8 protein-coding genes are annotated in these 15,108 nt (G+C 67.4%); 2 read left to right on the forward strand and 6 right to left on the reverse strand.

Features of this window, described 5'->3' with window-relative positions; translation table 11 throughout:
* Positions 1-219: 219 nt before the first annotated feature.
* The 5 genes from AC1DHY_RS07535 to AC1DHY_RS07555 form a co-directional block, all read right to left on the reverse strand.
* Positions 220-1,530: an erythromycin esterase family protein gene (locus tag AC1DHY_RS07535; RefSeq protein WP_476878383.1), complete on the reverse strand. Its 1,311-nt coding sequence runs from the start codon at positions 1,528-1,530 to the stop codon at positions 220-222.
* 2 nt (positions 1,531-1,532) lie between these two features.
* Entirely contained in the window at positions 1,533-2,915 is a 1,383-nt protein-coding gene (locus AC1DHY_RS07540; protein WP_476903410.1) for an MBL fold metallo-hydrolase RNA specificity domain-containing protein, read from the reverse strand.
* Positions 2,916-3,072: 157 nt separating this feature from the next.
* The gene (locus tag AC1DHY_RS07545) at positions 3,073-3,957 is read right to left on the reverse strand and encodes a hypothetical protein (RefSeq protein ID WP_476903411.1); all 885 of its coding nucleotides are present in this window, start codon (positions 3,955-3,957) and stop codon (positions 3,073-3,075) included.
* A 1-nt stretch (position 3,958) separates the two neighbouring features.
* On the reverse strand, positions 3,959-5,662 hold the full coding sequence (locus tag AC1DHY_RS07550) for a multicopper oxidase family protein (RefSeq protein ID WP_476903412.1): 1,704 nt from the start codon (positions 5,660-5,662) through the stop codon (positions 3,959-3,961).
* Between the two features lie 112 nt (positions 5,663-5,774).
* Positions 5,775-11,234, reverse strand: coding sequence for a peroxidase family protein (locus AC1DHY_RS07555; RefSeq protein ID WP_476903413.1), 5,460 nt, complete (start codon positions 11,232-11,234; stop codon positions 5,775-5,777).
* Between the two features lie 353 nt (positions 11,235-11,587).
* Between AC1DHY_RS07555 and AC1DHY_RS07560 the strand changes: the two genes are divergently transcribed.
* Positions 11,588-13,939 (forward strand): FdhF/YdeP family oxidoreductase, encoded by a 2,352-nt coding sequence (locus AC1DHY_RS07560; protein WP_476903414.1) that lies wholly within the window; start codon positions 11,588-11,590, stop codon positions 13,937-13,939.
* 103 nt (positions 13,940-14,042) lie between these two features.
* Here AC1DHY_RS07560 and AC1DHY_RS07565 read toward each other — a convergent pair whose 3' ends face one another.
* Positions 14,043-14,360 carry a DUF6457 domain-containing protein gene (locus tag AC1DHY_RS07565; RefSeq protein WP_476880613.1) on the reverse strand — a complete coding sequence of 106 codons (318 nt, stop codon included), beginning with the start codon at positions 14,358-14,360 and terminating at the stop codon, positions 14,043-14,045.
* Positions 14,361-14,468: 108 nt separating this feature from the next.
* Here AC1DHY_RS07565 and AC1DHY_RS07570 point away from each other — a divergent pair, with 108 nt between their 5' ends.
* Positions 14,469-15,089 carry an L-threonylcarbamoyladenylate synthase gene (locus tag AC1DHY_RS07570; protein WP_476880612.1) on the forward strand — a complete coding sequence of 207 codons (621 nt, stop codon included), beginning with the start codon at positions 14,469-14,471 and terminating at the stop codon, positions 15,087-15,089.
* The last annotated feature ends 19 nt before the right edge of the window (positions 15,090-15,108 follow it).

Below are 15,108 nucleotides of genomic sequence, written 5' to 3' on the forward strand. Positions count from 1 at the left end.
AATCCTGCTCGTTTCCTGTGCGTGAACGTGTGCGTGACCTCCACGGTGGTCCCTGCAGCGCACCATTCTGTGACCACTGCTGGAACCGCGGAAGGGACTGATCCCGGCGGCGGCCGTCAGGCGGCAACGGCGCCGGGGTCCCTGCCGACAATTCAGTGTGCCCCGCCCCCGGGAGCCAAGTTAGGGCCTTAAGCCCCGCCACGCGACGGCCCGGAGGGCCTAGAAACCTGTCGGCTCCGTCTCGAATTCCGGCTCCCGCGGAGGTCCCTCGTGGTGCACGGGGCGCAGCGCGGCAGAGCCCTCCAGCCAGACGAGGGCGTCGTACCGCTCCCCCATCCGGGTGGGGACATAGTTCCCCTGTTCCCGGTCCGGCCGGTAGACCACGCCGATCGCCCGGTGACCCAGCCAGCGCGAGAGCCACGGACCGCTCCGGTCCGCGCCGAAGTCCAATACCGCCGGGACGCCGAGGGCCTCGTGCAGTAAGTCCTCGTGGCTGCCGGGACGGGCGGCAGGGACGGCCATGATCCGTTCCGTGGTTCCCCAGGAGTCGGCCGCGATCACGGTGCCCCGGTGGGCGGCGAAACCCACCAGGAGCACACCGTCCACGGCATGGCGTTCGCGCAGGAGTTGGCCCACGTTGACCAGGCCGTCCTGCGCCATGTCGGTGGCACGGGCGTCCCCCACATGGGTGTTGTGCTCCCAGATGAGGCCTTTGGAGTCCGGACCCAGGTGCCGGCTCAGGCGGTCGATGGTGTCTGCCATGTGGTGGTCCCGGACGTTCCAGGACTGCCGGTCCCCGCGGACCATGATCCGGTAGTAGTGCTCGGCGTTGGCCGCCACTTCCGCGTTCTGGACGGCGTCGAAGGTTCCTTCGTCGTGCTCCCCCGGGCTGAACGCGCGGTTCCTGACCTCGCTGAGCAGGGCGACGACGTCGGCCTCGCAGGAATTCGGGACCAGCCGTGTACTCCACGCGTACTCGTGCGGGTCCTCATGGTGCGGCAGGAAACACTGCCAGGCCCGCATGGCCGCCGGCACGGCGTCGGGCTGGTTTCCCTGGAGCCACGCGATGATCTCGCGCAGGGAGTCCCAGAGCGAGTAGACGTCAAGGCCGTAGAATCCCACCCGGGCCTCAGGCGGCCTGCGGGCGTTCCAGCTGCGCAGCCAATCCAGGAAGCCGGCCACTTCCTCGTTCGCCCACATCCAGGTGGGCCAGCGCTGGAATCCGGAGAGCAGCGCGTGCACGCCCTGGTCCTGTCCGCTGTGGCCGCGGACCCATTGGTTGATCCGCCAGCAGTCGGGCCAGTCGCCTTCAACGCCTATCCAGGTGTACTGCTGTTCCTCGATCAGCCGGCGACTGAGCGTGGCGCGCCAGGAATAGAACTCGTGGGTCCCGTGCGAGGCTTCCCCGAGGGCGGTAAAACGGCAGTCCGCCGCCCGCCGGACCAGCCCGTCAAGGTCCCGGTCACTGCGGAGCGGCCGCGCGAGTGCATGGATCTCGCCCAATACAGCTGACCTGGTGGCGCTGTCCATGGTCACCGCGGGTTCCCGATCTCGATCCGCTCCAGGTGTTCGGGCACCCGGCTCCGCCAGCCCAGTTCGTGTTTGATCCGGGCCCGCAGGGCGTCCGAGGAATCGGGCTCGCCGTGGGTGATATAGGTCATCCGGGGCGCCTGCGGGGCGGCCTTCATCCACTCGATGAGTCCATCGGCGTCGGCGTGGGCCGAGAGGTTTTCCATCTGGATGACTTCGGCGCGGACAGTAATGTCCTCGCCGTAGACCCGGATGTCGCGTTGGCCGGCGGCCAGGGCGGCGCCGCGGGTGCCGCCCGCCTGGTAGCCGCTCAGGATGATGGCGTTCTTCGGGTCGGGGCCGTAGGCGGCCAGGTGGTGCAGGATCCTGCCGCCGGTGAGCATGCCGCTGGCGGAAATAATGATCATCGGGCCGCCGCGCAGGTTCAGCAGCTTCGACTCGTCCATGCTGCGGGTGAGTTTGGCGAGGCTGTACATGTTCGCGTATTCGTCCCGCGCCAGCCGGTGTTCCTCCGGGTGCCGCTGGTAGATGGCGGACGCGTCTATGGCCATGGGGCTATTGAGGTACACGGGGATGTCCGGAATGGCATGCTTACGGCGGAGCCTGGAGAGGTGCAGCATCAGCGTCTCGGCCCGTCCGACGGCGAACGCGGCGAACATCACCACCCCGCCGCGTTTGGCGACGCGGGTGATAATTTCCCCCAGCTGCTGTTCGGGATCCTGGCTGGAGTGCGTCCGGTTGCCGTAGGTGGATTCGGTGACGAGGACGTCCACGGCGCCCAGCGGCCGCGGCGGAAACATCAGCGGATCATCGGACCGGCCCAGGTCGCCGGTGAAGTGCACCGACTGCGAGCCGAACCGGACATGGACCTGCGCGGCCCCCAGGATGTGTCCGGCGGGCACGAAGGTCAGTTCCATGCCGCCGCCCAGGTCCACCGGGCTGTCGAACTCCCGGATCTTGAAGCTGTTCAACGACTTGACGGCGTCCGCGGCGGTGTAGAGCGGCAGGGCGGGGCTGTGCCGGGAGGAGCCGCGGTGGGTCGCGTACCGTGCCTCTTCCTCCTGCAGGTAGCCGCTGTCCGGCAGGATCAGCTTGCACAGTTCGGTGGTCCCGTCCGTGGCGTAGACCGGACCCGCGAACCCGTCGCGGACCAGCGCCGGGACGTATCCGGTGTGGTCCAGGTGCGCATGGGTAAGGACGACGGCGTCGATGGAGCCGGGCGGGACGGGAAACGGGGTGCGGTTGCGCTCGCGGCTGCGTTTGTACCCCTGGAACAATCCGCAGTCCACGAGGACCCGGCGGCCGCCGGCTTCGAGGAGATAGCGTGATCCGGTGACGGTGTCCGTGGCACCAAAAAACCGGAGGGTCGGCTGCTCGTGTCTCATGGTGCTTCCGTTCCCGAATCCTTAAGCCCACCATCCGCCCTCCCCGGGCCCTCCCCAAGGGCCGAAAGTCACAGCCGCAGGCCCGGCGGAAGGCTGGCAGGCGGCAGGCCCGGTGGAACGAATCCCGCCGGGCCTGCCGTTCAATGCCTATCCCCGCCTAATGGTCGGAACCGTCGTCGCCGCCGGTGTGGTGGCCGGAATCGTCCGTTCCCGCGTCGTGGTGGCCGGAGTCGTCCTCCCCGGCCTCCGCTGGCGCGGGTGCCGGCTCCTTGGACAGGTCCACACCGGTGCCCGCCGCGGAGCGGGCCCGGAGCTGCACGGCGGCCGGGCGGACACCGGCGCCGCGCGCCATCCCGGCCCGGACGGACTCCACCAGTGCGTCGCTGAGCAGCGGGCCGGTGTAGCCGATGGTGAGGTCCCGGGCCCCGAAGGACTCCTGATAATTGCCGAGCGCGTCCGCGAGGATGCCTTCGGTGGCGATGGCGGCCGCGAGCGCCTTCGGGTTGGCCGTCGCGATCCTGAACGCCAGGTCATGCACCAGGACCGACCCGACGTGGACATGTTCGACTCCCGCGAAGGAGCCCTCCTTGCCAAAGGCACGCTCGGCCAGCCGCTCGCCGTCGTCCTTGCTGCGTCCGGCCGGGAGCGCGGCGATGAGTTCGGGAACCAGGTGGTCCAGGACCGCGGCGTCAAGGACTGTCGGGGAGATGCTGGACAGTGCCATCCCGCCCGCCGACGCCGTCTGGTAGAGCCGCTTCCGGAGCGCCGCAACGTCGGCGTTCGGGGACGGATGGATGGCGACGACGATCCGGCGCTGCACCATCAGGCCGTCGTGGGAGCTCGCCGGCCGTCCGTTTCCGACGTCGGTTCCGGCTTCCAGGTCCGCGGCGGGCGCAGCGGCCGCGGTCAGGCTCGGTTCGGCGGTGGCAGCGGCCCCGGCGGGGGCGGTGCTGCCCCCGGCCGGTTCCTGGCCTCCCCCTGTGCAGGCGCTCAGTGCCAGGACCAGGAGGGCGGTTGCCGAGGCCTGTGCGAGGCGGCCCATCTCAGGTCCCCGGCGGGAGGCCGGGCCGGTAGACCGGCGGGAACGCGTCCAGGGGTGTGGTGTCCAGCACTGGCGGGTCGGTGCTGATGGGATCGTTGGTCCGGTAGTCACCCACCGAGAACTGCACCATCATGTCGTGGTCCTCATGCACCAGGTTGTGGCAGTGGACCATGTAGCGCCCTCCCTGCGAGGCTCCTGTGTCGAACTGCATGAGGGCGGTGACGGACTCGTTCTCGCCTGCGTAGAAGACGTCCTTGGGGCCGGTTTCCCAGGCGAAGGGCTTGCCGCCGTTGGTGTTCCGGCCAATGACCTTGGCATCGATCAGGTGGATATGCACCGGGTGGAACCAGCCGCCGGAGGCGTTGGTGATGGTCCATTGCTCCACGTCGAAGGGTTTGGGATTGCCGAACAGTTTGGAGAACCCGGATTTCTCGACGTCCGCCCAGGTCACCCCGTTGATGGTCCACTGGCCGTTGGCCCGCAGCACCTTGAGCTCACGCTTGGCCACGGCCATCTCCGGCGTGAGCGTCATGGTGGCGATTCCTCCCCGGGATGCGTTCGGCGAGCCGCCGTCCTCCAGCGTCGTGGGGATCGCCGGAATGGACCCGGTCCCGGACCCGGAGTCCGCGACCACCTTGAACCGCATGATCTTGCCCGTGTTAGCGAAGTCGATGTTGTTTTTATTGCCGAGGTTTAAAAGGTCGACGGTTTGCCCCGGCCTGTAGCGGCGGAAGTCAATAAGGACTTCGTAGCGTTCGGCCGTACCCTGCCGCCAGGACTTGAGCGCCTGGACCTTTGGCACCATACCGGCGTCGGTCGCCACGAGGTAGACAGGTTCCCCGGTAGAGAGGGTGGGGCGGTACGAGCGGGAGATCGAGGCGATCAGGACCCGGAAGCGGTAAATCCGCGGCTTGACCTGCATGGTGGGCCAAGGGACGCCGTTGACCATAATGATGTCCCCCCACAGCCCCTTGTGTCCGTTGTCGTTGTAGGCCAGGGAGCCGTCGGCGTTGAACATCGCATCCGAAATCATCAGCGGCACGTCGAATTCGCCCTGCGGCAGCTGGGCCCGTTCGTACTGGTCGCTCAGGGGGTAGAAACCGGCGAGGCCGGAGTAGACATTTTGCGCCGTGATGTGGTGTTTGTGGTCGTGGTACCAGAGCGTCCGCGCCGTCTGGAAGTTGGGGTAGTGGTAGTTCTTGACGTTGCCGGGCTGGGTGAAATCGTTGGCGTAGCCGTCGTACTGGGGCAGCGACGCGGAGCCGTGCAGGTGGGTGACGGTGTTGAAACCGTCCGGGGTCAGCAGGCCGGTGGCGGGAAGGCCGTTGCGCATCCTCACCTCGATCCTGGTCCCCTGCAGCGCCCGGATCGTGGGGCCGGGGAAGATCCCGTTATAGCCGGCCACGGTGGTGGACAGCCCGGGAACGAAACTGGCCTGGCCAAGCTTCTGGGTGAGGGCGTAGCGGGCAAAGGGACGGGCCGGGTCGCCGTCGTCGAATCCTGTGTCGAACGGCAGCAGCTCCGGCGGCCTACGGAATACGCCGGCATACGGGACGGGCATGTTCTGCGGGGCCAGCAGGCTGGCAACCGGCGGCAGGGTGGTGGTAGTGGTGGGTGGCGGTGCGTCGTCGCTTCCGCCTTTCATGCCGGCCAGGCCGAGCGCGCTGATCGCGCCCAGCTTCAGTACTTCGCGTCGTGTGGTCATGGCCCCTCCAAGGTGGGGAATCGAGCCTAAAAACAAGGTGGAAATGGAGTCCGGAGGCGCCGGCTGGCGGGTCGCTGGGAACCCGCCAGCCGGCAGTCTCATCGTCCTGGCCCTAGAGCCCGGTGCCGGTCGTGAACGTCCACGTGCGGGTGGTCAGCGGGTTGCCGGCGAGATCCCGGACCGCTGTTGTTCCCCCGGTGATGGTGACCCGGTACTGCGTCCGTGCCGCCAGTGAGGTGGTCGGGTTGAGCGTCAAGACCCGGCTGCCCGAGCTGACCCCGACTGTCGACTGGACCACCGCGCCGTTGGACACCCGGGTGATCCGGACCGTGGCCGTGGAGAACCCTGTGATGGCTTCACTGAAGGTCGCCGTCACGTTCCGGTTCCGTCCCACGCCGGTGGCTCCGGAGCCCGGAGTCGTCGAGGTGATCTGCGGGGCCGGGCCGGTTGTGAACGACCAGGTGCTGGTGGCCATCACGTTGCCGGCCGCGTCCCTGACCCCCGAGAGGGTCACCGTGTAGACCTGGTCGTTCAGCAGCGTGGCGTTCGGGTTGAGCGTCGCGGTCCGGGTGGCGGCGTTGTACGTCACCACGGCGTTGACTCCCGCGGTCCCGCGCCGCAACACGAAGTTGCTGCCCGTTAACCCCGTGACCGGTTCGCTGAACGTCGCCGTCAGGTTCGCCGTGGTGCTCACCGCGCGGGTATTCGCCGCCGGCGTCCGTGACGTGACCGTGGGGGCGGCCGTGTCAGGGGCTACCGGCGTGGCCGCTGCCGACCTGGCCGAGGTGGCACCGGTTCCCGCGGTGTTGATGGCGGCCACGTCGAACGTGTACGCCGTCCCGTTGGTGAGTCCGGTGATGACCGCCGAGCCGACGTTGCCGGTCACGGCCTGGGTGCGGGCCAGGACGGTTCCGGCGAAGGCCCTGACCGAGTACCCGGTGATCGCCGCTCCGCCGTTGTTGGCCGGCGCGGTCCAGGTCAGCGTCGCCGAGGCGTTGCCGGCCGTTGCGGTACCGATCGTCGGAGCCCCCGGCGCCGTGGCGGCCGGCGGTAGCGCCGGCGTCACAGTGTTGGACGCCGCGGAGAACAGGCTGTCCCCGAGGGCGTTGGACGCCTGGACCTGGAACCGGTAGGAGGATCCGTTGGTCAGGCCGGTGACAACGAGGCTCCCGGCACCTGCGGCAGCGCTGCGGAGCGCTCCCACCTGCACCCCTGCGGGGTCCGTCGTGACGTCCAGGACCTTGACCGAGAAGCTGTCCGCCAGGCCGGTGGCCGGTGCCGTCCAGTTGACCGTGGCCCGGGCATCGCCAGCCGTGGCGGTGCCGATCCCCGGTGCGCTCAGTGCGACGGTGTCGGAGAACTGCAGGAACTCGATGTTGCGGAGCGTATCCGTTCCGTCGATGCCTGCGCCGTTGTGCGTCACCGTGGTAACGGACCCGGGCGAGCCGAGGGTGCCGTCGCCGCCGGTGGTCAGGACCGTGTAGTTGGCCCGCACATCGGAGAAGATCGCGACGTCGCGGTTGCCTGCGGTCTCTGCAGCGGTCGGGGTGATGATTTCCCTAACAGCCACGAGGTTGCCCGGATCGATGGTGCCGGCCGCGACCGCAGCCGCCAGGGTCTGCGGGTTACCCGGCTGGTACGGGCGCTCCATCATGTCGGCCGAACCGATTTCGGTGCCCGCGTTGTCCCGGACGCTGATCCGGATCTTCAGGTACCGGTCACCGTCGATCACGTCGTTGCCGCCGCGTCCTTCGATCTTGTCGCTGCCAAGGCCGCCGATAAGGATGTTGCCGTCACCCCAGACCGGACCGGTCAGGGGGCAGACGCCCATCGGGGACAGCGCCGCCACCGGTCCGAGCGGCGTGCTCGGGGCGGGGAGGAGGGCGCCGAGGCCGGCGATCCGGTCGATGCCGGTCTGGTCGAGGACGTCGCAGCCGCTGAAGCCGGCACCGCCTACGGTGCTGGGCACTACGTCGTCACCCCGGATCACGTCGTCAAACTTGGAGCCGGAGTTGGCCTCGACTTCCTGCCAGCGGTCGCGGTTGACGATTACGGGCAACGGCAGACCGATCAGGTTGTTGTTGATCTTCATGTCATCGTCCGCCGCCACCGTGTCGTGCTGGTGCGTGGCCCAGTCGAAGCCGGCAGCGCCGGCGTACCGGTCCACGGCCGCGTTGCTGGTCATGATGTCGTCGCCGCCTTCGGCGTCGTAGTCGTTTTCACCGACCTGCCCGACGAAGATGTCATTGCCGGGCTTGGTCTGCGCCGGATCGTCGAAGAACGGGGCGCCGTGGTCGCCGATGAGCAGGTCCTGGCCGGATCCGCCCTGGATCCAGTCGTCGCCGCCGTCACCGAACGTCGCGTCCGCACCGTCACCGGACTGCACGAAGTCGTTGCCGGGGCCGGCGAACGTCTCGTTGTCGTTGGCTCCGCCGTTGATGAAGTCCTGCCCGTCGCCGCCCATGTTGATGTCGTCGCCGATGCCGGAGTTCAGGTAGTCATTACCCGGTCCGCCCTTGAGGACGTCGGCGCCGGACAGGTCAGTGATCCTGTCGTTGCCTTCGCCGCCGAGCGCGATGTCGTCGCCGCCGTTGCCTTCGATGACGTCGGCGCCGGCGTTGCCGAGGAACGTGTCGTTGTCATTGCCGCCCGTGACGCGGTCGGCGTTGGCCGTGCCGTTGTACACGGACTGGCCGTTGATCCCGCTCGGATCGACCGTGTTCTTCTCCATGTACTGGATGGTGCCGTCCGGCTTGCGCAGGAGCAGCAGGTTTTCCTTGCACTCGGTGGTCCCGTCGTCGGCGACCGTGGGCCCCGACGCGGTGTATCCGTCCGCGGTCCCGGCCAGGTTGCCCAGCTGGAACTTGCAGTCGGCGGTGCCGAATGCGTCCGCCTTCAGTGAGTGCGCGTTGGTGTTGCGCATGATCATCTCCGCGAACGAGTTGCTCTCCAGCTGGGTCCGGAGGTTCATGCCCGGGGTGCGCGCCAGGTAGTACAGGCGGTCGCCGTTCTGGAGGTCGGTGAGCTGGTTCTCGAACACGTAGTTGAACGTGCTGCCGAGCAGGCCGCCAAAGAGGTTGGTCTTCTCGGCGAGGCCGCCCACCCAGAGGTCAACCTTGTTCAGGCCGGTCTCTTTCGCTCCCCACGCCCCTGCACTGTTCATGAAGTCCAGCGCTTCGGCCGAGGGTGAGATGCCGATGCCCGGATCAACGATCGCCTTGGCCGCTGCCCGCTTGCCCGCCAGCGTGGATTGGCTGGTGATCGTCGGGAATGTGCCGTAAGCGGCCACAAAGTTGATCAGGGATTCGGGGTGCTTCAGGTTCTGTCCGAAGTCCGCCCAGCTCGTGTACGGGGTCAGCTGGCCGTCACCGGTGGCGTCGTGGATCTGGGTCCGCAGGACGTTCAGCGGCGGGACACCCTCGGAACGGGCGCGGGTCATGTTGATCGTGGCCAGGTCCAGGGGCAGGCCGAGGAGGTTGTTCCGCAGCGTGCCGGTCACGAACTCGTCGAGCTCGTTGCCGACCTGGTCGCTCATGCCCATCACGATGCTGCCGGCCGCCGATTCGGAACTCAGTTGTCCGGCCGACCCGCCGTTGGCGTATTCGGGCGGGTTCAGGAAGCCGTGCAGCAGCGAGATGGAGTTGTCGCTGCCGTCCGCGTTCGTGCGGGCGATGGTCTCGGTCAGCATGGAGTGGCCGAAGCGGTAGACCGCGTGGGCGAACTCGGCCCGGACGGCCGCGTTGATGTCCGTGTGGTAGACGTGGAACGGCTGGACCGCGGGCTGGACCTTGCGGGCAAACTCCTCGAACACCAGGTGCTGGTATTCCATCTCCGTGACGAAGCGGGCCGCCTGGAACAGGCGCTCGCCGTTCCAGCCGCTGGCACCGTCCGCAAGCTTCCATTCGGCGAGCGCTGCCACACCGGTGAGGGAGGTGTCCTCGGTGAGGGTTTTCTCGATGTCCGCCACAAGACGGTCGTGCTCCGAGTGGAATACCTGGTGGATGGTGGTCAGCCCGATGTTCTCGTTGACCCTGCCGTCACCGGCGCAGAAGTGCGCGTTGAGCATCTCGTCGTCGTAGGTGCCGGCCTGCTGGTTCGCGAAGTCCGCCGACGCGACAGTGTCGTCGTCCGGACGCGGAGCAACCGGCGGGGTTCCCGGGTTGTGGTCGGTGTCCTGAGGCGACGGGTCCGCGTTGTGGGCGATGTCGGTCAGGAACGGGGTGTCGAAGTACAGCACGTCTGCGGGCACCGGAACGGGGCTCGCCGTGTCGCCTTCCACCAGGCCGGAGCGGGTGACGTACTGCGGCAATCCTCGGGCGGGGCCCGGGATGAACTTGCCGTAGGGGTCAGCCGCCATCATGGGAATGTTGGTGACGTCCTTGTCCTCGAGCTTGAGGCCCAGCAGGCCTGCCGCCTGGGTCTTGACGTCCGCCCAGGTGGCCATGCCGCCGGCGTTGAGTTCGGTGCTTCCGCCCAGCAGCTTGCCGGTGGAAACCGGCTTGCCGCCGGTGTTGTTGGCGTATTCGCGCAGGAAGACCTGGTGCGAGGGGTGCGAGGTGTAGGTCTGCGACTGGTCCACATAGGGCGAGTCGGTGTTGGCCGCTTCCTGGATGTCGTCGCCGGTCCCCAGGATGTGGTCCGGGCCGGGCTGGTTCTGCGCCCGGGTCAGGACCATAAAGGCGTTGGGGCTGCCGGGGGCCACTTCGTCCCCGGTTCCCGGCTTGCCGTCCGGGCCGACGGTGATCAGCGGATCATCCCCCTTGAGCGGGACAAATACGGTTCCGCCGCCCTTGACGGTCTGGTCAACGCCGTGGTCGAAGAACTGGCCGAAGAGGGTGAACAGGGAGTTGTATGGCGGGGACAGTCCGACGTCGGTGGTGACGTTGGGGATGAACAGCGTGTCCCCGGTGGGCACGCAGCCCGCCGGGACGCCGGGGGTGCTACCGACAGGGTCCGTGGTGCAGGGGAAAAGCCCCGGATTGTTCTGGGTCCGGACCGGGAAGCCGGCGGCGGCGACGGCGGCCGGGTTGGTGGCCGTCTGGTCCACGATCAGGTTGCTGATCTCGCGCGGCTGGGCGTCGAAGACGTTGCCGGACTTCTGCGTGTAGCCGGAGGAACCTGGCTGGCCGAATCCTGCGGGGACGTCATCGGCTTGGCTGAAGATCGGCGTCGTCAACCGCGGGAACAGCTGGTCGGCTGCGCCGTAGCCCTCGCGGTCCTTGATCAGGTTGTTGCACGAGCCATCGACGGTGCGGAGGCCGTACGAGGTCAGCGGGTCGGGGATCTGGTTCGCCCCCTTCCCGACCAGGGCACCGCAGGGGCCCGTTGCCGACGTCGTATTGGCCACGTGATATTCGGCGATCTTGATCTGCTTGAGGATAAACGCCAGATCCGACGGAGTGACCGTGAACCCGGCCCCGACGGGGGCCGGCGCCGCACTGGCGCCGACCGCCGTCGTGGTGATTCCGAGGAAGCCGAGCAGCGCCATCGCTGTCCCGGCCGCTACCACCCGGGTCGGTTTGCCAAAGATGAATCTTTGGCCGCCGCCCTTCGTACCTGCGAACACATTCATTGCGCACCTGCCTGTGGGAGTGAGTGATGGAGCAAGAGTGCAGGGTGCGTCTTGGGAAATTCTTGGGCCCGGTGGCCGCGCACCGAGGGCAGCGGTACTCAGCCGCTACTGGGTTTTCGGGGCTTTTTTAGGTGCCGTGTACGCAGTACCTACGCGGTTGCCGCCTGGAGCCGGCACCGCCCCGCCGGCCCCGGAACGCCCGTGGAGGACCGCCGTCGCCGCGGCACGGCGCGGGTTTGCTTGCGGCGCTCCGGATACGCTGGTAGGCCTGTATTGGCCCTGCGGGTAGGGTGCGTAGTGGTACCTGTGCCCGCCGTCGGCGAGCCGCTGGTGTTTGCAGAAGGGAAGTTCACGTGACGCAGAAAAACCCTCGGGTCGAGGAAACGGACGAGAAAGACATCGAGGTGGCCGACCATCCGAAGAGCTGGGCCGCTGGTGTCCCGGGCGTCTACCATTCCATGAAGCCGGCCATCGAGCAGATGGGCCTCAACCGGACGCGCAAGACGGTCATGAAGATGAACCAGAAGGACGGTTTCGACTGCCCCAGCTGCGCCTGGCCGGATCCGCACCACCGCAAGGCCTTTGAGTTCTGCGAGAACGGCGCCAAGGCCGTCACGTGGGAGGCCACGCCGGTGGTTATCGACTCCGGTTTCTGGTCCCAGCATTCCGTAACGGAACTCCGCGGCCGCTCCGACTACTGGCTGGGCATGCAGGGCCGGCTCACCGAGCCCGTCTACAAACCGGCCGGCGAGGACCACTACAAGCCGATCAGCTGGCCGGAAGCCATAGCGGTCATCACGGAGAAGCTCAAGAGCCTCGACTCCCCCGACGAGGCCGCCTTCTACACCAGCGGCAGGACCTCCAATGAGGCAGCCTTCCTGTACCAGCTGCTGGTCCGCGGCTACGGAACCAACAACCTGCCGGACTGCTCCAACATGTGCCATGAGTCGTCCGGCTGGGCCATGGGCCAGACCATCGGCATCGGCAAGGCGACCGTCAACTTCGACGACTACGCCGATGCGGACCTGATCATCATCATGGGGCAGAACCCGGGTACCAACCACCCCCGGATGCTCACCGAGCTGGAAAACTGCAAGCACAACGGCGGCGAAATCGTGGCCGTGAACCCGCTTCCGGAAGCCGGGTTGCGGCGCTACAAGAACCCCCAGAAGGTCAAGGGCATCATCGGCCACGGCACCGAGATCGCGGACCAGTTCCTGCACATCCGGATCGGCGGGGACATGGCCCTGCTGCAGGCCGTCTCCAAACGCGTGCTGGACGCCGAGGCGAAGAACCCCGGGACCGTCCTGGACCACGCGTTCCTGGCGGAGCACTGCGAGGGGCTCGAGGAACTCAAGGAACACCTGGCGCTGCTGGATGAGCAGGCCGTCCTGGCGGCGACCGGGCTGCGCACCGAGGAGATTGACGAGCTCGCGGCCCGTTACCTGAAAGCCGAGAAGGTCATTATCACCTGGGCCATGGGGATCACGCAGCAGAAGAAGGGCGTGGCCACCATCAAGGAGATCATCAACCTGCTCCTGCTGCGCGGCAACATGGGCAAGCCCGGCGCCGGCGCCTCGCCGATCCGCGGGCACAGCAACGTGCAGGGCGACCGGACCATGGGCATCTGGGAGCAGATGCCGCAGTCCTTTATGGAGGCCCTCGGCGAGGAATTCGGCTTCGAACCGCCCCGGGAACACGGTGTTGACGCCGTCGAGACCATCAACCGGATGCAGGAAGGTGCCATCAAGGTCTTTATGGCCATGGGCGGCAACTTCGTCGGTGCCATCGCGGACACCAACGCGGCCGAGGCTGCCGTGGCCGGGACGGACATGTCCATCCAGGTCTCCACCAAGCTCAACCGCTCACACGTGGTCACCGGCGCTGAAGCCCTGATCCTGCCGACCATGGGCCGCACCGAGATCGACATCCAGGAGTCCGGGGAGCAGTTCGTCTCGGTCGAGGACACCGTCTGCGCGGTGCACCCGTCCTGGGGCAGTGTGGAGCCGGTATCGCACCACCTGTTGTCCGAACCGGCAATCCTGAGCCGGCTGGGCAAGGCACTGGTGGGCGACAAAATCAAGGCCGACTGGGACGGGTACGAGAAGAACTACGACCTCATCCGGGACCACATCTCCCGGGTGGTGGGCGGCTGCGAGGACTACAACACCCGGATCCGGCAGGAGGGCGGCTTTATCCTGGCCAACGGTCCGCGGGATTCCCGCACGTTCCCGACGCCGACCGGCAAGGCGGTGCTCACCGTCAACGAGCTCGAGCACGTGGAACGGCCGGAGGGCACCCTGATCCTGCAGACCATGCGCTCGCACGACCAGTTCAACACCACCATTTACGGCCACAACGACCGCTACCGTGGCATCAAGAAGGGCCGCCACGTGGTCTTCGTGAGCCCGGCGGACATCAACGACCTCGGCCTGGCCGACGGCCTGTTCGTGGACATCCACGGGGAGTACCACGACGGCGTCGAACGTGTGCTGCGGAAGTTCCGTGTGGTCTCCTACCCCACGGCCCCCGGGTGCGCCGCCGCGTACTACCCCGAGGCCAACGTCCTGGTGCCGCTGAACCACACCGCCGAGGGCAGCAACACCCCGGTCTCGAAGGCCGTCATCGTCCGCCTTGAACCAAGCCTGGACCAGACCCCCGACAGCCCGGACCGGCTGCACACCGCCGCTAACGCATCGGCCTAGCCGGCAACAGACAGGCCGCGCTCCCCGGCGGGAGCGCGGCCTGTCTGTTGTTTGGTGCTGTTGCGTCCGCTAGCCGGCGCTTACCGGGAGCATGACGGCGCCGCTACTGGGCCCGCTTGGCCCAGCCCTTCTCGTCCGGGCCGCCGGACTCGCCGTGCTCGCACAGTTCGATGACTTTATTGGATGCGGCGTGCACGGCCTCCTGGGTGCTCTTCCGGCCGTTGGTGGACGCGGTTCCTGCGGCGTAGCCGACGATGAAGGCGCTGATGGCGTCCGCGTGCGGGCCGACCGCCTTTACTGACTCTTCGGCGACTTCCACAATCTTCTCGTGGTCCACTTCCAAATCCAGGATCTGCAAGGCCTGGATCAGCCGGGCGCTCCAGTGCCGCAGTGCACTGTCTTCATCTCGGGGCAAAGTCATCTGCAACTCCTCATCGTCGGTGCTCGGGCGGTTCGGTTGTCCCTCAAGGGTTAGCACCGATCCCGGCGAATGCGCAATGCGCCCCCTCCCCGGGCGTAAGCTCATGCCATGGCGAGATACTTCGATGTGCACCCCGAGGACCCCCAGCCCCGCTCCATCACCCAGGTGGTGGACATGGTGAAGTCCGGCGGCCTCATCGCCTACCCGACCGACTCCTGCTACGCCCTCGGAGCCCAGGTGGGCAACCGGGACGCCCTGGACCGCATCCGCGCCATCCGGCAGCTGGACAACAAGCATCACTTCACCTTGGTGTGCAAAGATTTCGCCCAGCTCGGCCAGTTTGTCCAGATCGACAATGATGTGTTCCGCACCATCAAGGCCGTGACCCCGGGCAGCTACACCTTCATCCTTCCGGCCACCAAGGAAGTACCCAAGCGGCTGCTGCACCCGAAGAAGAAGACCGTCGGTGTGCGCATCCCGGACAACCGGGTGGTCCAGGCGCTGCTGGCCGAACTCGGCGAGCCCCTGCTCTCCAGCACCCTGCTGCTGCCGGATGAGGAAGAGCCGCTGACCCAGGGCTGGGAAATCAAGGAGAGGCTGGACCACGTGGTGGACGCCGTCATTGATTCCGGCGACTGCGGGGCGGAGCCGACGACGGTCATCGACTTCTCGAGCGGCGTGGCCGAGGTTGTCCGCCGCGGTATGGGCGACCCGTCCCGTTTCGAGTAGCCGCCGCATACACCAGCCA

The organism is Arthrobacter sp. 05L44 (assembly GCF_056397605.1).

Excerpts from the sequence above, each read along its gene's own strand:
- AC1DHY_RS07535 (WP_476878383.1), bottom strand. The coding sequence starts at position 1,530 with ATGGACAGCGCCACCAGGTCAGCTGTATTGGGCGAGATCCATGCACTC.
- AC1DHY_RS07540 (WP_476903410.1), bottom strand. The coding sequence starts at position 2,915 with ATGAGACACGAGCAGCCGACCCTCCGGTTTTTTGGTGCCACGGACACC.
- AC1DHY_RS07545 (WP_476903411.1), bottom strand. The coding sequence starts at position 3,957 with ATGGGCCGCCTCGCACAGGCCTCGGCAACCGCCCTCCTGGTCCTGGCA.
- AC1DHY_RS07550 (WP_476903412.1), bottom strand. The coding sequence starts at position 5,662 with ATGACCACACGACGCGAAGTACTGAAGCTGGGCGCGATCAGCGCGCTC.
- AC1DHY_RS07555 (WP_476903413.1), bottom strand. The coding sequence starts at position 11,234 with ATGAATGTGTTCGCAGGTACGAAGGGCGGCGGCCAAAGATTCATCTTT.
- AC1DHY_RS07565 (WP_476880613.1), bottom strand. The coding sequence starts at position 14,360 with ATGACTTTGCCCCGAGATGAAGACAGTGCACTGCGGCACTGGAGCGCC.
- AC1DHY_RS07570 (WP_476880612.1), top strand. The coding sequence starts at position 14,469 with ATGGCGAGATACTTCGATGTGCACCCCGAGGACCCCCAGCCCCGCTCC.